Source organism: Ralstonia mannitolilytica, from assembly GCF_000954135.1.
Taxonomy (GTDB): domain Bacteria; phylum Pseudomonadota; class Gammaproteobacteria; order Burkholderiales; family Burkholderiaceae; genus Ralstonia; species Ralstonia mannitolilytica.
Genome location: NZ_CP010799.1, coordinates 3,471,269 through 3,490,686, shown reverse-complemented (window position 1 = coordinate 3,490,686; position 19,418 = coordinate 3,471,269). Strand labels below are relative to the sequence as shown.

The 19,418-nt window shown below is 60.0% G+C and carries 20 protein-coding genes and 1 pseudogene; 14 read left to right on the top strand and 7 right to left on the bottom strand.

Annotation, left to right across the window (positions count from 1 at the left end):
* Complete coding sequence (locus tag TK49_RS24585; protein WP_157774007.1) at window positions 1-144, bottom strand: hypothetical protein; 144 nt, start codon at window positions 142-144, stop codon at window positions 1-3.
* 574 nt (window positions 145-718) lie between these two features.
* On the opposite strand from TK49_RS24585, the gene TK49_RS16430 reads away from it, so the two are divergent.
* The 5 genes and pseudogenes from TK49_RS16430 (at window position 719) to TK49_RS24995 (ending at window position 5,242) form a co-directional block, all read left to right on the top strand.
* Window positions 719-1,366 (top strand): heteromeric transposase endonuclease subunit TnsA, encoded by a 648-nt coding sequence (locus tag TK49_RS16430; RefSeq protein WP_045787667.1) that lies wholly within the window; start codon window positions 719-721, stop codon window positions 1,364-1,366.
* 3 nt (window positions 1,367-1,369) lie between these two features.
* The gene (locus tag TK49_RS16425) at window positions 1,370-3,292 is read left to right on the top strand and encodes a Mu transposase C-terminal domain-containing protein (RefSeq protein WP_045787666.1); all 1,923 of its coding nucleotides are present in this window, start codon (window positions 1,370-1,372) and stop codon (window positions 3,290-3,292) included.
* Window positions 3,285-4,190 carry a TniB family NTP-binding protein gene (locus TK49_RS16420; RefSeq protein WP_045787665.1) on the top strand — a complete coding sequence of 302 codons (906 nt, stop codon included), beginning with the start codon at window positions 3,285-3,287 and terminating at the stop codon, window positions 4,188-4,190. Before TK49_RS16425 ends, TK49_RS16420 begins: the two co-directional genes overlap by 8 nt.
* Window positions 4,187-4,639: pseudogene (locus tag TK49_RS25000) on the top strand (TniQ family protein); the annotation flags it as partial. The gene TK49_RS16420 and the pseudogene TK49_RS25000, both read left to right, overlap by 4 nt.
* A 42-nt stretch (window positions 4,640-4,681) precedes the next feature.
* Entirely contained in the window at window positions 4,682-5,242 is a 561-nt protein-coding gene (locus tag TK49_RS24995; RefSeq protein WP_240479988.1) for a hypothetical protein, read from the top strand.
* On the opposite strand, the gene TK49_RS16415 is transcribed toward TK49_RS24995, so the two are convergent.
* On the bottom strand, window positions 5,201-6,661 hold the full coding sequence (locus TK49_RS16415) for a hypothetical protein (protein WP_240479891.1): 1,461 nt from the start codon (window positions 6,659-6,661) through the stop codon (window positions 5,201-5,203). The two genes, TK49_RS24995 and TK49_RS16415, sit on opposite strands and share 42 nt — an antisense overlap.
* Window positions 6,662-6,975: 314 nt before the next feature.
* Window positions 6,976-7,329 carry a hypothetical protein gene (locus TK49_RS16410; protein WP_045787663.1) on the bottom strand — a complete coding sequence of 118 codons (354 nt, stop codon included), beginning with the start codon at window positions 7,327-7,329 and terminating at the stop codon, window positions 6,976-6,978.
* Between the two features lie 470 nt (window positions 7,330-7,799).
* On the opposite strand from TK49_RS16410, the gene tcmP reads away from it, so the two are divergent.
* From tcmP to TK49_RS16390, 4 genes are all read left to right on the top strand, one after another.
* The gene (gene tcmP / locus TK49_RS16405) at window positions 7,800-8,654 is read left to right on the top strand and encodes a three-Cys-motif partner protein TcmP (RefSeq protein ID WP_240479890.1); all 855 of its coding nucleotides are present in this window, start codon (window positions 7,800-7,802) and stop codon (window positions 8,652-8,654) included.
* A 100-nt stretch (window positions 8,655-8,754) separates the two neighbouring features.
* Window positions 8,755-9,393, top strand: coding sequence for a LexA family protein (locus TK49_RS16400; RefSeq protein ID WP_045787661.1), 639 nt, complete (start codon window positions 8,755-8,757; stop codon window positions 9,391-9,393).
* Complete coding sequence (locus tag TK49_RS16395; protein WP_045787660.1) at window positions 9,390-10,148, top strand: DUF5131 family protein; 759 nt, start codon at window positions 9,390-9,392, stop codon at window positions 10,146-10,148. Before TK49_RS16400 ends, TK49_RS16395 begins: the two co-directional genes overlap by 4 nt.
* A gap of 79 nt (window positions 10,149-10,227) precedes the next feature.
* Window positions 10,228-11,490: a three-Cys-motif partner protein TcmP gene (locus TK49_RS16390; protein ID WP_045787659.1), complete on the top strand. Its 1,263-nt coding sequence runs from the start codon at window positions 10,228-10,230 to the stop codon at window positions 11,488-11,490.
* A gap of 38 nt (window positions 11,491-11,528) precedes the next feature.
* Here TK49_RS16390 and TK49_RS16385 read toward each other — a convergent pair whose 3' ends face one another.
* The gene (locus TK49_RS16385; RefSeq protein WP_045787939.1) at window positions 11,529-11,720 is read right to left on the bottom strand and encodes a hypothetical protein; all 192 of its coding nucleotides are present in this window, start codon (window positions 11,718-11,720) and stop codon (window positions 11,529-11,531) included.
* 500 nt (window positions 11,721-12,220) lie between these two features.
* Between TK49_RS16385 and TK49_RS16380 the strand changes: the two genes are divergently transcribed.
* From TK49_RS16380 to ubiA, 4 genes are all read left to right on the top strand, one after another.
* Window positions 12,221-12,463 (top strand): hypothetical protein, encoded by a 243-nt coding sequence (locus TK49_RS16380; RefSeq protein WP_045787658.1) that lies wholly within the window; start codon window positions 12,221-12,223, stop codon window positions 12,461-12,463.
* A 161-nt stretch (window positions 12,464-12,624) separates the two neighbouring features.
* Window positions 12,625-13,125, top strand: coding sequence for a Dps family protein (locus tag TK49_RS16375; RefSeq protein ID WP_045787657.1), 501 nt, complete (start codon window positions 12,625-12,627; stop codon window positions 13,123-13,125).
* A gap of 126 nt (window positions 13,126-13,251) precedes the next feature.
* Complete coding sequence (gene katG / locus TK49_RS16370) at window positions 13,252-15,414, top strand: catalase/peroxidase HPI (protein ID WP_045787656.1); 2,163 nt, start codon at window positions 13,252-13,254, stop codon at window positions 15,412-15,414.
* 64 nt (window positions 15,415-15,478) lie between these two features.
* Window positions 15,479-16,354: a 4-hydroxybenzoate octaprenyltransferase gene (gene ubiA / locus TK49_RS16365; protein ID WP_045787938.1), complete on the top strand. Its 876-nt coding sequence runs from the start codon at window positions 15,479-15,481 to the stop codon at window positions 16,352-16,354.
* On the opposite strand, the gene TK49_RS16360 is transcribed toward ubiA, so the two are convergent.
* From TK49_RS16360 to TK49_RS16350, 3 genes are read right to left on the bottom strand one after another with little or no spacing between them, the layout of a single operon-like run.
* A complete protein-coding gene (locus TK49_RS16360; RefSeq protein ID WP_045787655.1) occupies window positions 16,351-16,626 on the bottom strand; it encodes a hypothetical protein in 276 nt (91 codons plus the stop codon). The genes ubiA and TK49_RS16360 overlap by 4 nt on opposite strands.
* A gap of 32 nt (window positions 16,627-16,658) precedes the next feature.
* Window positions 16,659-17,483 carry a pyrroline-5-carboxylate reductase gene (gene proC / locus TK49_RS16355; RefSeq protein WP_045787654.1) on the bottom strand — a complete coding sequence of 275 codons (825 nt, stop codon included), beginning with the start codon at window positions 17,481-17,483 and terminating at the stop codon, window positions 16,659-16,661.
* 30 nt (window positions 17,484-17,513) lie between these two features.
* Window positions 17,514-18,230: a YggS family pyridoxal phosphate-dependent enzyme gene (locus TK49_RS16350; protein WP_045787653.1), complete on the bottom strand. Its 717-nt coding sequence runs from the start codon at window positions 18,228-18,230 to the stop codon at window positions 17,514-17,516.
* Between the two features lie 123 nt (window positions 18,231-18,353).
* Between TK49_RS16350 and TK49_RS16345 the strand changes: the two genes are divergently transcribed.
* A complete protein-coding gene (locus tag TK49_RS16345) occupies window positions 18,354-19,397 on the top strand; it encodes a type IV pilus twitching motility protein PilT (protein ID WP_045787652.1) in 1,044 nt (347 codons plus the stop codon).
* The last annotated feature ends 21 nt before the right edge of the window (window positions 19,398-19,418 follow it).

Below are 19,418 nucleotides of genomic sequence, written 5' to 3'. Positions count from 1 at the left end.
TCAGTGCCCGCCTTTTATGACCACTAACCCAAGAACAACCAAGGCAACGATCACCGCGATGACTGCGAGCATCGGGGTGAGCGCTGCCGATCTGTCGGCCAATTTTTCGAGCGACATGCAGATCACTTTCACTAGTTCGCCCATGCTGAAAACCTCCTGAAGGAATTGATGAGCGAATTTTCATCGAACAGTGCACCAATATCTAGAAAGAGGTGCACTATAAATTCTCAAAAATTACTTGCAAGTTATTGATTTATATATGAAAAAGTAAGTAAAAATCAGTTTTTTGATGACCCATGATAGTTCATGAAGAGGCGTTTTTCCATGGGAAAACTGTCGACGAGCCTCCTTGATCGGGAGGTCCGAGCGAGCCTGATGCTCAATCTCGATGTGGCTATCGCTGGGTTGATGGAGGCGGTCGCACGGCGGGGGCATGGTGCGCCAACGTGATTGCGCCCCCTCGCTGCTAGACCAGACGTACATCGGAACCCGGCTTCGGCCGGGCTCTTCCTTTGCCAGAACGCAATGCCACTTCGATATTGCGGGGGCAAGCAGCCTCACGCTTTCAGTGGACGGAAACCATGTGCGTACTACATAAGTATTCCTAGCCGACCTAGACTGAAGCGCGCTCATTGCGCTGGGCCCCTCGCCATGGAGGGTCGACAAGTCAGGGTGGGGAAAGCAAGAATCCACGGATGTGTGCTTTGTGGAGCGCTTTATGCCGGTGCGCCGGATCCCCAAAAACTACCTCTTCGTCACGGGACGTCACGCATCCCCACGGGCGGACGAAGTCATTGAGTTCGAGTCGATTCTGGAGAAGGAGTACATGCTCCTGTTGGACTCGGATCCGCAAGTCGAATCGTACGAAGGTCAGCCCGTCGAAATTCCACTATCTCGCGGGCGGATCTATGTCCCAGATCTGCTGGTGACATACCGCCCCACGTCCTTGGGCATTCAGCGACCACCAGAGCTGGTGGAAGTCAAAACACAAGAGCACCTCAATCGGTACGCCGAAAAGTACCGCGAGAAGTTCGCGGCAGCAGTTGTATTCGCGGAAGAGTGCGGTTGGATCTTCGTGACCCGAACAGAGGCGGATGTCAGGACACCTCGCATCCAAAACCTGAAATATTTGCACCGGTACCGTCATACACCAGCAGATCCGGCCGCCGCTGAGCGCTTGCTTGATGCGATGCGTCGGGAGGGTAGTCCAACGACGCCGGCGGCATTGCTCGGCAATCTGGCGGGCAGCCTAGAGGAACGCGCAAATTGGACTCCAGTGCTTTGGCATCTTGTTGCTCATGGTGCAATTCAAGCCGATCTGCAGGTTCCGTTGACGGAAAACACTCAGCTATCTCTACCTAGCTAGGCCATGACAGGTAATGCGTTCGCGAAGGTGCCGACTCTCCTGCACCTTAGGAAGGGCAGCACCATCACTCATGATGGGCGTGAGTACACAGTTCTCCGCCATGCCGATTTGAACAAGATTCTCGCGCGTGAGGAGGCGTCGGGTGAGCTTGTTTTGCTGAAGCTGGGTTCACTCGAGGCTCCGTTCAAGGGCGGTAGCGATCCGGCAGAGTGCAGGGACCAAGTCGAGCTCGAAGACGTGTCCAGCGAGGAATGGGAGATCGCGCAAAGCCGGCTGCAAGCTATTCGTCCCCTACTTGATCGACGGCGGGATCGCACAAAATCCGACTATGTCGCCGCTGCAGCTAACGCGGGTGTTAGTGTTCCAACGCTTTACAACTGGCTGAATGCGTATTCCTCATCCGAGCTGTTGTCTTCGCTGCTGCCGATACGCAAGAGCGGCGGCCGCGGACGCAGTCGACTCTCGGCAGAGGTAAAGCTGATTTTGGACAACTACGTTCAAGAACACCATCTGACCAACCAGAAGCCGTCTGTGGCCAAGACCGCCCGGGAAATCCGCCGCCTCTGTCATGACGCAGGCATCGAGCCTCTTCCCGCCGTGTCGACCATCTATCGGCATCTCAGTTGGTTGAGTGAGCAGGAATCGCTCAAACATCGGGAGGGCCGGCGTGCGGCAGAGCAGCGATTCCGCGTGAACAAGGGATCCATCCCGGATGCCGAATGGCCGCTTGCACTGGTCCAAGTCGATCACACCCTGTTGCCCGTCATCATTGTCGATGACAAACATCGAAAGTCCATCGGCCGGGCGTGGATCACCTTGGCGATCGATGTATTCAGTCGCGTTTGCCTCGGCATGTACTTGTCCTTTGACGCACCATCGGCGATGTCCGCTGGCATGTGCATCTCGCATGCCATTCTGACAAAGGATGCCTGGATGGCTCGCGTGGGGTGCGGAGACATAGAGTGGCCGTTCTATGGGGTGATGGACGTACTTCACCTGGATAACGCTCGCGAATTCAGAGGCAAGATGCTAGCTCTCGCTGCGAGGGAGTACCACATCGACATTCATCTGCGACCGGTCAAACAACCTCGCTACGGCGGGCACATTGAACGGCTCATGGGCACGGTGTCGGAAGAATTGAAGGGGCTGAAAGGCGCAACCTTTGCCAACCCGCGGCAAAAGGGGGAATACGATGCCGAGGGCAATGCCTGCATGACTTTCGATGAGCTGGAGAAGTGGCTCGTCTTGATGTTTGCGCGATACCACCGCGCGGTGCACTCGGGTATCGGCACAACACCACTGACCAGGTGGCGCGAAGGCATTCTCGGAACACGGGAAAAAATCGGCCGTGGATTGCCACCGATACGCACTGACGCGGAGAAGCTCCGGATCGATTTCATGCCATATGAGGATCGGACCATCCAAGACTACGGCGTCGCGATCGACGGAATTCACTACTTCCATGACATCTTGCGTCCATGGGTGAACGCCCGGGACCCAAAGGATTCGAAGCGGACCAGGCAGTTCCGGTTCCGCTACGACCCGAGCGACATGAGTGTGCTGTACTTTTTCGATCCCGATCTCAAACGCTATTTCCCAATCCCCTATCGAGACATGAGTCTCCCAGTGGCGAGCATTTGGGAAATACGCGCGGCCAAGAAGGCGGCGCGAGATGCGGGCATGGAGAAATACAGCGAGCGTGATCTTTTCGCGTTGATCGCGCGACAGCGCGAGCTCGAAGCTTCAGCTGCCGCGAAAACGAAAGCGGCGCGTCGTGCCGAGCAGCAGCGTAAGCAACAGGCCAAAGCTCGGGCCCAAAAGCCTCAAGACTTGCCACAGGTTTCAAAGGTCGAGCCGTCCAGACTTGCGCCGGCGATACGCGGGTACGACCCTGACGACATTCAACCGCTGAGCGACGATGAATAGCCTGACAGCCGAGTACGGCCATCTCAGTCAGAAGGCACAGGAGCAGTTGGCGCTACCAGACAAGGAGCGGATTCGTCTGATCCAAGCGGGTACCTGGCTGCCGCTCGACCATGCGAAGGCAACGCTTCAGAAACTGGAGGATCTGCTCGACTACCCGAAGGTGACGCGGATGCCGAGCTACCTCATCGTAGGGCCGTCATACAGCGGGAAGACGTCCATTCTTGAACGGTTTCGCGACCGACACCTTCCAGATTTGGACCCGGAGCAGGAGGTGACCAGATCTCCGGTGGTGATGATTGACGCGCCACCTAAGCCGGACCTGTCGGACTTCTACAGCCGGATCATGGATAGTCTGATGACGCCATATAAACCGACGGCTCCGGTCTATGAAAAGTACTCGCAGGTCAAACGTCTTTTCGGCGAGATGGATGTGCGAATCCTCATCGTTGACGAGATCCATCATCTGATTGCCGGTGGCCTCACTAAGCAGCGCGAGTTTCGCAATGCCCTCAAGAGCCTGAGCAACGAAGCGAAGATCAGTATCGTCGCCTCCGGGATCGAGGAGGCGTACAACGCGTTCAACGCTGATCCACAGATGTCGAGCCGATTCGTACCAATCGAGATGCCTAGCTGGACGCCGGGCCGGCAGTTGGGGACGTTGCTGATGACCCTTGAACACCGGACACCACTTCGTAAGCCGTCAGGGCTGCATCGCCCAGAGATGATGCAAGCGATCTACATGAAGAGCGAGTCCACCCTCGGAGACATCTTCGACCTCGTGAAGACTGCGGCGGTGGAGGCCATTCGGTCCGGGAACGAGGCGATCACCGAACAGCAGCTTACCAAGTTGGACTGGGTCCCACCCTCTAAACGCAGGACGTACACACGACGGCTATGAAAACGTGGTCATGTGCGAAGACGCCGCTCTGGCCGGTTCGGTACAAGCCCATACCGGGTGAGCTTCTGTCGAGCTGGATCGTTCGATTGGCACATGGCCATGGGATGAGTGTGATGCCGTTCTGCAATCTGGCACTCGGCCCTGCAGCTCGGGTGCTGACGGTGGATATTGATCGACATGGCCCCGAGTCGCTTCTGGCATCACTGGCGTTGCACACAGGAACCCATCTGGAGGTAGTTCGTCAGGCCACGCTTCGCGTCTATGAGCAGATCCTGTACCCAAAGTTTCACGTTGGCGGATCCCTTCCGTGGGTGATCTCTATCAATCTGCCGCGAGGCACTCGGTTCGGTCCAGGTCTTCAGTTCTGTCCATACTGCCTGAGGGACGACCCGATACCGCACTTCCGCCTCCGCTGGCGAGTCGCACTGCAAACCTTCTGTGAGCGGCACCAATGTGTACTACTTGATCGGTGCCCAAGCTGCGGCGCTTGCTTGTTCATCCAGAGGGTTGATGCGAGTTTGTGTCATGCCGAAATTGACGGTATTTGCCATTGCCCCAATTGTGACTACGACCTTCGGCTGGCGGAGGCGCCCGTTGTAGACGATCGAGGGAGCGGTCACCTTCTGCAGCTGCAGCAACTGACGCGCGACCTCTTCGTCTTGAACGCAGTCGGTCGGCGTGAACAGTTGGAGCGTCTACACGCTATGGCAGTGACAGTGTTGTCGTGCAAGGTTACGCCTCGTCTCTGCAATTGCTTAGCTTGCCGCTTCGGCTTCTCCGACTTGGAAATTGAGCAGGCCAGAAAGCCGGCACTGGAATTGCAATCTGTGCTGACCCGGCACGCCGTGCTGTTGTGGTCGCTCTGGCTTCTTCGACATGATCCCGAAGCGCATGAGCGTCTAGTCAAGCCCATCGCGCCGCTGCACCATCCGTTCATCAAAGATATCTTGGCGCAGTACAGGCGCGAAGCAACCGTCCAGGCACGTCGCGATTCGCTGACGAGGAGCGGCTCAACGCAGATACGTGATGGCCGCGTGGCGCAGCTGCATTGAGATCCACGAGCGCAATTCGTCGGGAGCACTGATCTGTGTGTGCTCCAAGGCCATCACCTGATCATCGGTACGGTCCTGGACCGAGATGAACGCTTCCGTCGCTGCCTGGATCGCGCGCTGTATCGCTTCGTCATCCTTGTTCTCCAACGGAACGGCAAACGATATGGGTGGACAGGCTTCGTGAACCATGAGCAACGTGGAGGCTTCCTTCGAGGAAACCGCGAAGGCGGCTACACGCTTGAGCCGGTGCCCGTCTTCCGGAACCAACAGGTGCTCGTTCAACACTCCATCCTCGTCCGCGATCAGTGGCATTGGAACGGACCACCCGTCGTCACGGCTCGACGTCAGCACTCGCACGGAAACGTCATTCAGCGTGGATAGTGCTTTGACTGCATGATCCAAGAATGCCGGTGGGTCGGGGACTTCGTCGTCGCCTTCGACGATCTGCGCTTCTCGGATGCGTTTCGTCGAGCCTGGCTCGCCGATCGCGTGCTCGCTGATTGGTTCACCGCGCGAGGCGCTTGCACAAGGCCTTTGCCCGGCGATAGTGCGGTCTGCGAAGACCCATTTATTCTCTAAGTCGGCGAATCGCCGATTGCCGCGCATGGGCATCGTGGCCGGAGCGAGCTGTGACGAGGGGTCATGCTCCTCCAGGCTGATTTGGGAGGGCTTCTTGGCTCTCCGCGCGGAGGGTGCAGCCTCCTGTGGCGGGGTGCCGGGAGCCACGCTGGAGCCGTGCGCTTTCTTCGTGCCCGTCACGCGGAATCGCAATGACTTGAAGGGGAACGGGTGCGAGCAACTCAGAAGTTGATAGACGAGGAACGTGCCCTTTGGGTCATTACCTCGCGACAGCCACTCCCCTGAGGCCCGAAGTGTTGTCGTCCCTTCGAATGGAAATAGTGTCTGTGGATAAATCTCCTGGCGCTCCTGCGCAGCTCGTGCACAGGAGGCACCAATCATTGCGACCGCATGCCAAGCGAGGCGACTACCGGCGATTCGAGCGATGTCCTCAGCGCTCGCGCGTGGAATACGGTCGGCAAGTTGGAGCGTCATCCGGTTGTGCCGATCGATTGCTGGTGTCCCTGTGTAGAGATGTTCTTTGCGGAGCTGGGGAGAGAACAACCGATTGAGGAGTTCGCTGGACGAGCCAAAGTAGAAGCGAATCAACTCCATGCACGGTACGACAAGGAGCTTGCCGTCGGGTAGCGTGACCCGGACACAATAGGAGCGCGTATTCTCGCGATGCCCGGCGTGCTGATGGAGCGGCAGCATGAAGCTGCCATCTTCGAAGCTCGATCCCGCTTTCACGAGTTCGCAGGTGTCTCGGCCGATCACCAAATTTTCACAGAGTAGCTCCTCGTCAGAGGCACGGGATTCCAAGCTTTGCTCGCGCCACAGGTCACCGATGCGCAAGAGCATTGTGGTTCCGACTGAAACCCAGCATCGGGTTGCTTGCCTTTCAGCCTGGTGGAGCGATAGGAGCGACAAGCGACCGGCACCATCTGGGGCGTTAGCCTTGGACAGCGAGACCAGCACGGATGGATGCCGCCGCCGCAACATGCGATCGGGGAAGGCAATGGGGCCGAACCAGTCCACGCGCCAATGGTCCCCGCTTTTGGGAAACGCGTTTATACGAAGCATGCGACTCTGATTTTTTCGTCAAACCGTCGCCATGAACTGCGGAACCGCCTAGCCGCCGCGGCCGTGCCGTTCACGAAGACCTCCACCGCTGCCTACGCCCTGCTGTGGCGGAAGTACAGGTACACCAGTCCAATCGGTGCAATGAAGATTGCGAACGCCCAGCAAATCAGCATCGTGGTGAACTTGGCAAACAGCATCACGACCGCGTTCACAAAGAAGATGTTGTTACCGAGGATGAAACCCATCACGCCTTCGTACACGAATCGGGCATATGGATAGAGCACGGTGCTAATGAGGGCGAACAGCACCATCTGGTAGGGGATCGGTTTTCCGGCGTTGCCTGCGAAGAAGAATATGAATGCGGGAAAGATCAATCCGAACAGGAAATGACGGAAGTAGTAGGCGCGAGAGAGGCCACCAAAAGTCTTGGAGAGAATGGATTGCATTTTCTAGGGAGAATCAATTGACGCAAATGCCAGTACAAACTGGTCATGCAGGCTTTGTTCCGACCACGACCAGAGGCGATGCGAGAGCGCCTGGATGTCAATGAAACGACATTAATCGGCTGCGCTGCACCCTTCTCTCGTTGGGGGACGCTACCCGCGAGAAATCAGCTACGGCAATAGCATATCCAACCTGCGTACCGGATAGAGGTTGCCGCGACTGACCTTAGGCGTGAAGGGTGTCTTGGTAACTGAATGTGCGGCACCAAAAATTCACTTTTCTAATATCAGATATAAGTAAATTCATGGCTTGGTGTGTGCTCCCTTTCTATTGCAGGTCGGTAACCACTGTCTTAGCCTAATTTTCCATACTAAGGTGGGGTATCGGTTTGTAAGGGGCGGCCGATACCTTTATTGAATGCGGCAAAGATCGCGCGGTCGCTTCCGGTTCCGTCATGTTTCTGAGAAAGCAATTGAACGCAGATAAGCTAGTTGATGAGTGCCCAGATCCCTATCCTGAGCTGCCAATCGAGCGTGGCCCGCATGGGCGTGGGGTTGGTAGGTGGGTTCCCGATGAGAAGCACCTCTACCTCAAACAGTATCTTCATGCCACGCGTAAGGCTCAGGCGAAATTCAAGCAGCGGGTACTGATTGATCCATTCTGCGGTCCCGGTCGCATTCAAGTTGTGGGCGAATCCTTTACCCGCAGTGGCGGCTCGGTAGTGGCGTACCGTCAATCCGCCGCCTCCGGCGCGCCCTTCACACGTGTCCTGATCGGCGATATCGAGGCGGAACGAGTGCGAGCAAATCAGTTGCGCCTTGGTGCCGCCGGCGCCAGTGTTCAGGGCTTCGTTGGGCCGGCAGCTGAAACAGTCGATGCCATGATCAAGGCAGTTCCGTTTGGAGCGCTTGCCTTGGCCTACATCGACCCCTACAACCTGGAGTACTTGTCGTTCTCAATCATAGAGCGCCTATCCAAACTGCAGCACGTGGATTTCGCCATCCACTTCAGTCTGATGGATCTAACGCGCAATATTGATATGGAGTTGGATCCTCAGCGGGATCGGTTCGACCATGCTCTGCCTGGTTGGAGGTCCAGGGTGCCTACCGATGGGTTGTCCAAGGCCAGCTTGCCTGTGTGGTTCTTCAATGCATGGTGTGATGCGGTGCGGGACCTGGGTTTCAAGGTCAGTGTTCAGATGCCAAAGATTACCGATGGTAAGGGGCGGATCATCTATCGAATGGTGTTCCTGTCCCGGCACGAGTTGCCAGACCGCATTTGGGATGACATTGCTCGCAGTCCCAACCTCAACCTGTTCGATTCCTGATCGGGTGTCTATATCTGCTTCGTTGATCTGATAGGCGCGGCCACCGCCGCGTCCAATTATTTTTCTTGATTAGTGGACGATTGTCCACCAAAATAAAGCGATGGCTCGAACCAACAATGACCAGGCGCATTTGCGCCGACTTCGCGACACGTATGCGCAGATGGGTTGCGTGCCTTCGTACAGCCAGATCGCCAAAGCGCTTGGTTTCAAGGCGAAGAACGCGGCTTTCAAACTGACGCAGCGGCTGATTGCTTCCGGCCATCTGACTAAGTCTGTGGGTGGGCGCTTGGCGCCAGGCCCTGCCTTTTTCACGCTGGAGTTGAGCGACGATGAAGTGCGAGCAGGCTTTGGCGCGGATGGCAACGCTACGGGCCTTGTGCAAGCCCAGGCTCTCGATCAACTGTTGATGGCGAAGCCTTCGAAGACCGTGCTGGTGAAGGTGCGCGGCGATTCAATGCTGAACGCAGGAATTCTGAGTGGCGACGTCGCCGTGGTTGAGACGAGTTCGCAGGCATTGACCGGCGACATCGTGGTGGCCGAAATCGACGGTAGCCAGACCATCAAGGAATTCAGGAGTGATCGAGGCCAACCGCGCCTCGTATCGCACGGCATGGACGGCAGGACGGTGACTCCCGAGAAAACCCTGAACATCATCGGCGTCGTCAGGGGCATTGTCCGAAGCTATAGGCCGCAGTCGGCCGGTGGGACTAAGATAAAAAAACAGGGAATATCTCGATGACAACCATCAGCAAGATTGAGTGGACTGAGCAAACGTGGAACCCGACAGTCGGGTGCACCAAGATCTCGCCCGGGTGCAAGCATTGCTATGCGGAGGCCATGGCCAAGCGGCTGAAAGCTATGGGGACGCCAGGTTATGAGAACGGCTTTGCGCTCACTCTCTTACCTGAGCGCTTCAACGACCCGATCAAACGCAAGAAGCCGACGGTCTATTTTGTGAACTCCATGTCGGATCTGTTCCACGAGCGGGTGCCGGACGCGTATATCGACAAAGTGTTCGAAGTCATCGCGCAAACACCACACCATACATATCAAATTCTTACCAAACGAGCCGCTCGGATGGCGCGTTATTTCCGGAAGCGCTCCGTGCCGACGAATGCGTGGCTTGGGGTCTCTGTCGAGGACCGGAAATACGGTGTTCCACGTATCGACCACCTACGCCAAGTGCCCGCGACCATCCGGTTCCTATCGGTTGAACCGCTACTGGCTGATGTTGGCGAACTCGACCTGACGGACATTCACTGGGTGATCGTGGGGGGCGAGTCTGGCCCGAAGGCACGTCCAATGAAGATGGAATGGGCAGAGGCTGTTCGAGAGCAATGCCAGGAGCAGGGCGTCGCCTTTTTCTTCAAGCAGTGGGGCGGTTGGGGGGCAGACGGCAAAAAGCGGGCGAAGGCTGCTAACGGTCGCGAATTAAATGGCCGCACCTGGGACGAAATGCCGGTCACTGTCGTTGAGCGCGTGACTTCTACCTGAGAGGCGTCGAGGCGCCCTTGATTTTGGGAGGCTGCAGGAGCACATTGATAAGCAGGGGCCACAACAGCGCTGCCACTCAATGCCACACTACACATGGGTCTGGGGAAGTCCGCCACCGCTGCTTAAGCGCCATAGCGAGGTAAAGCATGCGCTCCTGCGCAACTATTTGGTCGACTATTTCCTGACGCTGGTGCCGCTGCCGCACCAGGACAAGATCCAACTGACCATCGTTGATGGCTTCTGTGGTGGGGGGCTCTATCTCAACGAGGATGGCAAGGAAGTCCCGGGCTCGCCTCTCGTTATTCTTGAGGCCATACGCGAGGCCGAAACGCTCCTGAATGTTCGGCAGGAGCGTCGCAAGCCCATCCTGATCGACGTCGAACTCATCTGTGTTGACGCCAAAAAGAGCTCTTTGCACTATCTTGGGCGCCTGCTGGAAGAGCGCGGGTACGGGGCCACACTCGCCAACGGTAAGGTGTGCTTGGTCGAAGGCGAATTTGTCGACCATTGCGGCGCGGCCATTCAACGGTGCCATGATCGAAGCCGCCGTTCTGGGCGAGCACTTTTTGTTCTCGATCAGTATGGCTATTCCGACGTGCCGATGCATTGTTTGCGCGATATTTTTGCCAAGCTCAAGCACGCCGAGGTGATCCTGACCTTCTATATTGATGCGCTGATCAAGTACTTGAATGAGCGCAACCTTGCGGCCTTCCAAAAAGCCACAGGCGTTAGTACATCGGTGCGGGCGTCGGAGCTCGACGAGATCAAGCAGTCGCCGCGCTGGCGCGTACATCTTCAGTCCTCGCTCTACCAGAGTCTCACCGATCAATGCTCGGCGCGGTTTTACACGCCGTTCTTTATTCGCCCTGAGCGCGGGCACGGGGATTTCTGGTTGCTGCATCTCTCGCAGCACTGGAAAGCGCGGGATGTGATGGCTTCCACTCACTGGCAGCACCACAATCATTTCTCGCACTATGGGGACGCTGGTTTCCACATGTTCAGCACGGGCTACATCAGCAAGATCGACGATGAGCACAAGCTGCAGGCAGGATTTGATTTCAGCGAGGTGGCGGCAGCCGTGAGCAAAGAAACCATGCTCGAGCAGATCCCCGAGATGTTGTTCGATGGCGCGGAGGGGATGACCTTCGAGCAGTTCTTCCTGAAGCTGATCAACACAACGCCTGCTACTCGCGAAATGGTGGAGGCCAGTCTGCTAGAGCTTCACCAAGGCGGTGAGATCGTCGTGGTCGATGAATCCGGTGCCCCCTCTCGGGCGCGCGTCAGCCTGAAGGGCGATCATGTTCTGCGCTTGCCATCGCAGCGCTCATTCTTGTTTTCTTGAGGACTGCTGAGTGACTGGCGGGATTCATGACGCCCAGCTCACTCGCTTCCAGGCTCCTGCGCGACGTTAGAGTCAGGCTGGACTTTCGACTCATCGCTTTGCGGGCGCTGGATGTAGGTGGGCGTGATGCCATGCTCTTCAAGATCACGGACAGCATCCCGCACCGCTGCATTGACGCGGGAGAGGAACAAGTCGCTCCTCATGTAACGCCCGAGTTTGTCTGCCGGCATAGCTTGCTCCTTCTTATCCGCATACAGCATACCGCTGTCGGCGTTCTGCCGCCGCGTGCATAGGGGTCCAAAGAGGCTGCGCTCCCAAGTCATGAAGCGCCTAATTTCTGCGGCGCGGAATTCATTCGGTCCAGGAATTGCCGGTGGACCGGCCGGCGGTAGGGGTCCAGGCGGTTCAACGCTGCAGAACAACTTCGATATTTTCCAGCCTACTTCGCTATTTTCTAATTTCCTTCGCTACGCCAACACCTTTTTGCATGACGGCCATAGCGCACGTCTAATTCATAGATAAAAACAATCAAATTCACGAATCCATAGCGCGAAGGTAGACTGCTTTCCATGGTGAGCCAGCCGGCTCGCCGCTGATTACTGGAGCCAGTCATGTCCACCCGCCTTGCCTCAGATGCCGTTGCAGCCGTGCTGGAGTGGCTGGCCGTCTACGGTGAATCGCATTGACCTGAGGTTCGCGAAAGGGCGCTGGACTGCAAGGAGGAAAGATCGTGGCAATGGTGCGGATGTTCGTTTCGGAATGGCAGGGGTTTGCTCACACGGTGCGCGCCGCGCAGGCCGAGGTGCCGATGCTGTCCGGCATGCCGGGAAGCGCGGCCGGTGGTCGGGGCACGCGCCTGGCGGAATCTGCCCGCCTGCAACGCAAGTGGGTGCGCAAGCAGATTGGCCTGGTCATTGTGGCGGCGGGCGCTATGATCGTCCTCCTGCACAGCATGGTGCAGTTGACGGCCTGACCGTCCGGTTGCCGTTCGCGCGTGGTTTCGTCACAGGGCGATGCCATGCTCGGAACTCGCAGCGGGCCTGGCAACCGAAAGCAAGGCTGGACGCTCGCGTGGCTGATCTGATTTCGGTCGGCACTCGCGATTTTGCACACCACTTTTCCAGGGGATTTCAGATGGCAAAGAAGAACGGCGGCGCAGTGGCCGCAGCCCAGATCAACATCGGTATTGCCGACAAGGACCGCAAGAAGATCGCCGAAGGCCTGTCGCGCCTGCTGGCCGATACGTATTCGCTCTACCTGAAGACGCACTACTTCCACTGGAACGTCACCGGTCCGATGTTCAACACGCTGCATCTGATGTTCGAGACGCAGTACAACGAGCTGTGGAATGCCGTCGACCCGGTGGCCGAACGCATTCGTGCGCTCGGTTATCCGGCGCCGGGTTCGTATTCGGAGTTCGCCAAGCTGTCGTCGATTCCCGAATCGAAGGGCGTGCCCGAGGCAATGGACATGGTGCGCGAGCTGGTGGCCGGCCACGAAGCCGTGACGCGCACCGCCCGTAGCCTGTTCCCGGATGTCGACAAGGCCGCCGACGAACCGACGGCAGACCTGCTCACCCAACGCATGGACATTCACGAGAAGACCGCGTGGATGCTGCGCTCCCTGCTGGCGTAATGCCTTGATGGCCGTATCGCCACGCCTTTGACGGGCGTTTCAACAGCAGCGAACTGGGCTCCCTCCGGCGGCCGGCACGGTTGCCGGGGTGGGGCACATCACTCCCCAGACCTCAACGAGAGAATGATGACGACTGAAGCTAAATGCCCGTTTTCCGGCCATGGCCCCGCTGCTTCCCACACCTTCGGTGGCGGTACGTCCAACAAGGACTGGTGGCCCAATCAACTGCGCGTTGATCTGCTGAACCAGCATTCCGAGAAGTCCGATCCGCTCGGCAAGCAGTTCAATTACCGCGAGGCGTTCAAGTCGATCGACTATGACGCCCTCAAGGCCGACCTGCGCAAACTGATGACTGACTCGCAGGACTGGTGGCCGGCCGACTTCGGCCACTACGGCCCGCAGTTCATCCGCATGGCGTGGCACGCTGCCGGCACCTATCGCACGGGCGATGGCCGCGGTGGCGCAGGACGCGGCCAGCAGCGTTTCGCGCCGCTCAACTCGTGGCCCGACAACGTCAACATCGACAAGTCGCGCCGCCTGCTGTGGCCGATCAAGCAGAAGTACGGTCAGGCCATCTCGTGGGCCGATCTGCTGATCCTGACAGGCAACGTCGCGCTCGAAACCATGGGCTTGCGCACGTTCGGCTTTGCCGGCGGTCGCGAAGACACCTGGGAACCGGACAACGACGTCTACTGGGGCAACGAGACCAAGTGGCTGGAAGCCACGCGCTATTCGGGCGAGCGCAACCTCGCCAACCCGCTCGCGGCGGTGCAGATGGGCCTGATCTACGTGAACCCGGAAGGCCCCGAGCACGCCCCTGGCGATCCGCTCGAGGCGGCCAAGGACATCCGCGAAACCTTCGCCCGCATGGCGATGGACGATGAAGAAACCGTGGCGTTGATCGCCGGCGGCCACACGTTCGGCAAGACGCACGGTGCCGGGCCGGCCAGCCACGTTGGCGCCGATGTCGAGGCCGCGCCGCTGGAAGCGCAAGGCCTGGGCTGGGCCAGCACGTATGGCACCGGCAAGGGCGCGGACGCCATCACCAGCGGGCTCGAAGTCACCTGGACGCAGACGCCCGCGCAATGGAGCAACTTCTTCTTCGAGAATCTGTTCAAGTACGAATGGGTGCAGGAGAGGAGCCCGGCCGGCGCGCTGCAGTGGGTCGCCAAAGACGCGGAAGCGGTCATCCCCGGCCCGACGCCGGACTCGCCCAAGCGCAAGCCCACGATGCTGACGACCGACCTGTCGCTGCGCTTCGACCCGGCCTACGAGAAGATCTCCCGCCGCTTCCTGAACAACCCGCAGGCCTTTGCCGAAGCCTTTGCGCGTGCGTGGTTCAAGCTCACGCACCGTGACCTGGGCCCAAAGTCGCGCTACCTCGGCCCGGAAGTGCCGCGCGAAGACCTGATCTGGCAAGACCCGCTGCCGGCAGCCGTGCACCAGCCGACCGACGCCGATATCGCCGACCTCAAGGCGAAGATTGCGGAATCCGGCCTGTCGGCCTCGGAACTGGTGGCGGTGGCCTGGGCTTCGGCCTCGACGTTCCGCGGCTCGGACAAGCGCGGCGGGGCCAACGGTGCACGCATTCGCCTGGCGCCGCAGAACGATTGGGCCGTCAACCAGGCCGTGGCCGGGACGCTGGCCAGGCTGGAAGCGATCCAGCGCGCCTCGGGCAAGGCATCGCTGGCGGATGTGATCGTGCTGGCTGGCAGCGTGGGCATTGAGCTGGCCGCCAAGGCCGCCGGCACGACGCTCACCGTGCCGTTCACGCCGGGCCGCGTCGACGCCACGCAGGAACAGACAGATGCCGCGTCGTTCTCGGTGCTGGAACCGGTGGCCGATGGCTTCCGCAACTACGAGAAGACGAAGTTCGCGGTGCCGGCCGAAGTACTGCTGCTCGACAAGGCGCAATTGCTGACGCTGACGGCGCCCGAGCTGACCGTGCTGATCGGCGGTCTGCGCGCCATCAACATCAACGCAGACGGCAGCCAGCACGGTGTCTTCACAAAGACCCCTGGCGCGCTGACGAACGACTTCTTCGTCAACCTGCTCGACATGGGCACCGAATGGAAGCCCGCCGGTGACATCTACGAAGGCTACGACCGCAAGACCGGCGAGCTGAAGTGGACGGGCACGCGTGTGGACCTGGTGTTCGGTTCGAATTCGATCCTGCGTGCGCTGGCCGAGGTGTACGGCAGCGCCGACGGCAAGGACCGCTTCCTCCGCGAGTTCGTGGCGGCCTGGGTAAAAGTGATGAACCTGGACCGTTTCGATCTGGCGGCCTGACCGCGCGTCGGGACTAAAATGGCGCCTTGCCTCGTGCAGGCGCCATTTTTCCTTGGTGATTCTGATGCAATCGTCTGCTGCCCAGCCCAGCCGCCCCGTGCTCTACGCGCGCCTCATGCGCATGGACAAACCGATCGGCACGCTGCTCCTGCTGTGGCCGACGCTGTGGGCATTGTGGATGGCCGCCGAGGGACATCCACCGGTCTCGCTGGTGGTGATCTTCACGGTCGGCACGTTCCTGATGCGCTCGGCCGGGTGCGCCGTGAACGACTGGGCCGACCGGGATTTCGACAAGCACGTCAAGCGCACCAAGGAGCGGCCGATCACCGCCGGCCTCATCGCGCCGTGGGAGGCGCTGGCCCTGGCAGCCGTGCTCTCCATCATCGCTTTCACGCTGATCCTGCCGCTCAATGCGCTGACCAAGTGGATGTCGGTGGCGGCGGTGCTGATTGCCGGCACGTACCCGTTCTTCAAGCGCTTCTTTGCGATTCCGCAGGCATACCTGGGGATTGCGTTCGGCTTCGGCATTCCGATGGCCTACGCAGCGGTGCAGGACCACGTGCCCGTGCTGGCGTGGCTGATGCTCGTCGGCAATGTGTTCTGGGCCGTCGCCTACGACACCGCCTATGCGATGGTCGATCGGGATGACGACCTGCTCATCGGCATCAAGACGTCGGCCATCACGTTTGGCCGCTTCGATGTGGCGGCGATCATGCTGTGCTATGCCGGCTTCTTCGGGATCATGGCCTGGGCCGGCCATGTGATGGCGCTGGGTGTGGCGTATTGGATCGGGTTTGCCGCAGCGGTGGCGCTGGCGCTGTGGTACTACCCGATGCTGCAGACGCGTGACCGGATGAAATGCTTCTTTGTCTTCCGTCACAACAACTGGCTGGGCGCCTGCCTGTTTGCGGGCGTTGCGGCGGCGTATGCGCTGCGCTAGAGGACGAGGCACAGTCCCTTGTAAATGAGCGTGAGGCCGGCTGCGCAGCCCGCCGCAAGGGCGAGTACGCGCAGCATCTCCCAGAAGGCATCCGGATATTCGCCGCGCAGCGCCGACACGATGTCAGGCTGCAGCGCCATGCGCAGGCTGCGCAGAAAACCGTGGCGATCTTCAAAGAACCGGTGCCACAGCCAGTACGCCAGTGGCAAAGCAAGCACCATCGCTGCCTTGAACAGCCCCGGCTGTTCGATGACGAAGAGACCGGCGTCCATGCGCTGATGCCGTCCGTTCGTTGCAGTGTCGATCAGTCGCGGCCCAATTCTTCGCCCATTTCCTTGCCGCGTGCGGCCGCAGCGTGCATGGCGCGCACAAACGCCGCCTTGACGCCGGCGCCCTCCATCGACGTCAGCGCTGCATACGTCGTCCCGCCCTTGGACGTCACGCGCTCACGCAGCAGTTCCACGGGTTCGGCCGACTGGCCTGCCAGCGTGGCCGCACCGAGGAACGTTTCCACCGCCAGCGTACGGCCGTCTTCGGCAGACAGGCCCAGCTCCTGCGCAGCCTGCTGCATCGCCTCGATGAAATAGAACACATACGCCGGGCCGCTGCCCGAGATGGCCGTGACGGCGTCGATCTGCGCTTCGCTCGGCACCCAGACGCTTTTGCCGACGGCGTTGGCGATGGCGCTGGCCGTGGCGCGGTCGTCCTCCGACAGGCCGGCGTTCGCGGCCAGGCCTGTCATGCCGAGGCCTGAGAGCGCCGGCGTGTTGGGCATCCCCCGCACGATGCGAGCGTGGCCATTCAGCCAGCGCGACAGATCCTGAATGCGGATGCCGGCCGCCACCGACAGCACCAGGCTGTCGCCCAGGTGCGGCGCCAGTTGTGCGCATACCTCCCGCATCTGCTGCGGCTTGACTGCCAGGACGATCACGTCGCGGTCGGCGAGTTCTGCGCCCGGAGTGGCGGCCGTGCGGGCGCCCCAGGTCTGCTCGGCGCGACTGCGCGCGGGTTCGGTCGGGTCTACCACCACGATGTTGGCGCCGTGCGCGCCCTTGGCGATCAGGCCGCCGATGAGGGCCGCTGCCATGTTGCCGCCGCCGATGAAGCCGAGTTTCAGAGTGTCGAGCATGAGAGTTGTGGTGTGAGAGAAAACAGGAATTCAGGCGTTGGCATAATGCCGCGCCCCGAAGATGGCACTGCCGACGCGGACGATGGTCGCGCCTTCGGCAATCGCGTCTTCCAGGTCGGCGGACATGCCCATCGACAGGGTATCGAGCGGGATGCCCGCCTCGTGCAGCTGATCGGCGAGGGCGCGCAAGGCGGCAAAGGGCCGGCGTCGCGCGGCGGGGTCGTCGGTGGGCTCGGGCACCGCCATCAGGCCGCGCAATTGCAGACGGGGCAGGGCCGAGACGGCGCGCGCCACCGCAAGCACGCCGTCGAAGTCCGGCAGCAGGCCATGCTTGCTGGCTTGCCGGCTGATGTTGATTTCGAGGCAGATCTGCAGCGGCGGCAAGTGCTCGGGGCGCTGCGCAGACAGCCGTTCGGCAATCTTGAGCCGGTCGATGCTGTGGACCCAGTCAAAGCGCTCGGCCACCGCGCGGGTCTTGTTGCTTTGCAGCGGGCCGATGAAATGCCAGGAGACCGGGTCCGGACCGGTGCGCAGATCGGCCAGCGCGTCCATCTTGGCTACGCCTTCCTGCACGTAGTTCTCGCCGAACAGGCGCTGACCGGCGGCGTGCGCGGCACGCACCGCGTGGGCGTCGAACGTCTTGGAAACGGCCAGCAATGTGACACCCGCAGCATCGCGCGAAGCCAGTGTGCAGGCCGTTGTGATCCGCTGACGCACGGCTTGCAAGTTGGCGGCGATTACAGACATAATCCGGCGACGTTTGTTACAAATAAACAAGGGTTCCGGCACGTCGAATCGACGGCTCGGAGCGCGTCTCGGAGCGCCATTGCGACGCCCGGGCGACATAAAAAAGTCGGGGGTCATTATAAGATGGACATCGCGCAGCTTCTGGCCTTCTCGGCCAAGAACAAGGCGTCGGACCTGCATCTGTCGGCCGGCCTGCCGCCGATGATCCGGATCCACGGCGACATGCGCCGGATCAATGTGCCGCCGCTCACGCACCAGGATGTGCACGCCATGGTGTACGACATCATGAGCGACGTGCAGCGCAAGGTCTACGAAGAAAACCTGGAAGTCGACTTCTCGTTTGAGATTCCGGGCCTGTCCCGCTTCCGGGTCAACGCGTTCAACCAGAACCGCGGCGCCTCGGCCGTGTTCCGGACGATTCCGTCGAAGGTGCTCTCGCTGGACGACCTGAAGGCGCCGCCCGTGTTTGCCGAGCTGGCGATGAAGCCGCGCGGCCTGGTGCTCGTGACCGGCCCGACCGGCTCGGGCAAGTCCACCACGCTGGCCGCGATGGTGAACCACCGCAACGAAAACGACATGGGCCACATCCTCACGGTGGAGGACCCGATCGAATTCGTGCACGAATCGAAGAAGAGCCTGATCAACCAGCGCGAACTCGGGCCGCACACGCTGTCGTTCGCCAATGCACTGAAGTCGGCGCTGCGTGAAGACCCGGACGTCATCCTCGTCGGCGAATTGCGTGACCTGGAAACCATCCGCCTGGCGCTGACGGCCGCTGAAACCGGCCACTTGGTGTTCGCCACGCTGCACACGAGTTCTGCGGCCAAGACGATCGACCGGGTGGTCGACGTGTTCCCGTCGGAAGAGAAAGACATGGTGCGGACCATGCTTTCCGAATCGCTGGAGGCGGTGATCTCGCAGACGCTGCTCAAGACGCGCGACGGCTCGGGGCGGATTGCGGCGCACGAGATCATGATCACGACGCCGGCCATCCGCCACCTGATCCGTGAGAACAAGATCTCGCAGATGTACTCGATGATGCAGACCAGCAGCGGCATGGGCATGCAGACGCTCGACCAGTGCCTGGCCGACCTCATCAAGCGCTCGGCGATCAACTACGCGGATGCGCGCGCCATCGCCAAGAACCCCGACGCGTTCGCGAACTGACGCATTGACGGTCGCTGCGGC

Coding starts and splice junctions, on each gene's coding strand:
- TK49_RS24585 (WP_157774007.1), bottom strand. CDS start 144: ATGGGCGAACTAGTGAAAGTGATCTGCATGTCGCTCGAAAAATTGGCC.
- TK49_RS16430 (WP_045787667.1), top strand. CDS start 719: ATGCCGGTGCGCCGGATCCCCAAAAACTACCTCTTCGTCACGGGACGT.
- TK49_RS16425 (WP_045787666.1), top strand. CDS start 1,370: ATGACAGGTAATGCGTTCGCGAAGGTGCCGACTCTCCTGCACCTTAGG.
- TK49_RS16420 (WP_045787665.1), top strand. CDS start 3,285: ATGAATAGCCTGACAGCCGAGTACGGCCATCTCAGTCAGAAGGCACAG.
- TK49_RS16415 (WP_240479891.1), bottom strand. CDS start 6,661: ATGCTCTTGCGCATCGGTGACCTGTGGCGCGAGCAAAGCTTGGAATCC.
- TK49_RS16410 (WP_045787663.1), bottom strand. CDS start 7,329: ATGCAATCCATTCTCTCCAAGACTTTTGGTGGCCTCTCTCGCGCCTAC.
- TK49_RS16400 (WP_045787661.1), top strand. CDS start 8,755: ATGGCTCGAACCAACAATGACCAGGCGCATTTGCGCCGACTTCGCGAC.
- TK49_RS16395 (WP_045787660.1), top strand. CDS start 9,390: ATGACAACCATCAGCAAGATTGAGTGGACTGAGCAAACGTGGAACCCG.
- TK49_RS16390 (WP_045787659.1), top strand. CDS start 10,228: ATGCCACACTACACATGGGTCTGGGGAAGTCCGCCACCGCTGCTTAAG.
- TK49_RS16385 (WP_045787939.1), bottom strand. CDS start 11,720: ATGCCGGCAGACAAACTCGGGCGTTACATGAGGAGCGACTTGTTCCTC.
- TK49_RS16375 (WP_045787657.1), top strand. CDS start 12,625: ATGGCAAAGAAGAACGGCGGCGCAGTGGCCGCAGCCCAGATCAACATC.
- katG (WP_045787656.1), top strand. CDS start 13,252: ATGACGACTGAAGCTAAATGCCCGTTTTCCGGCCATGGCCCCGCTGCT.
- ubiA (WP_045787938.1), top strand. CDS start 15,479: ATGCAATCGTCTGCTGCCCAGCCCAGCCGCCCCGTGCTCTACGCGCGC.
- TK49_RS16360 (WP_045787655.1), bottom strand. CDS start 16,626: ATGGACGCCGGTCTCTTCGTCATCGAACAGCCGGGGCTGTTCAAGGCA.
- proC (WP_045787654.1), bottom strand. CDS start 17,483: ATGCTCGACACTCTGAAACTCGGCTTCATCGGCGGCGGCAACATGGCA.
- TK49_RS16350 (WP_045787653.1), bottom strand. CDS start 18,230: ATGTCTGTAATCGCCGCCAACTTGCAAGCCGTGCGTCAGCGGATCACA.
- TK49_RS16345 (WP_045787652.1), top strand. CDS start 18,354: ATGGACATCGCGCAGCTTCTGGCCTTCTCGGCCAAGAACAAGGCGTCG.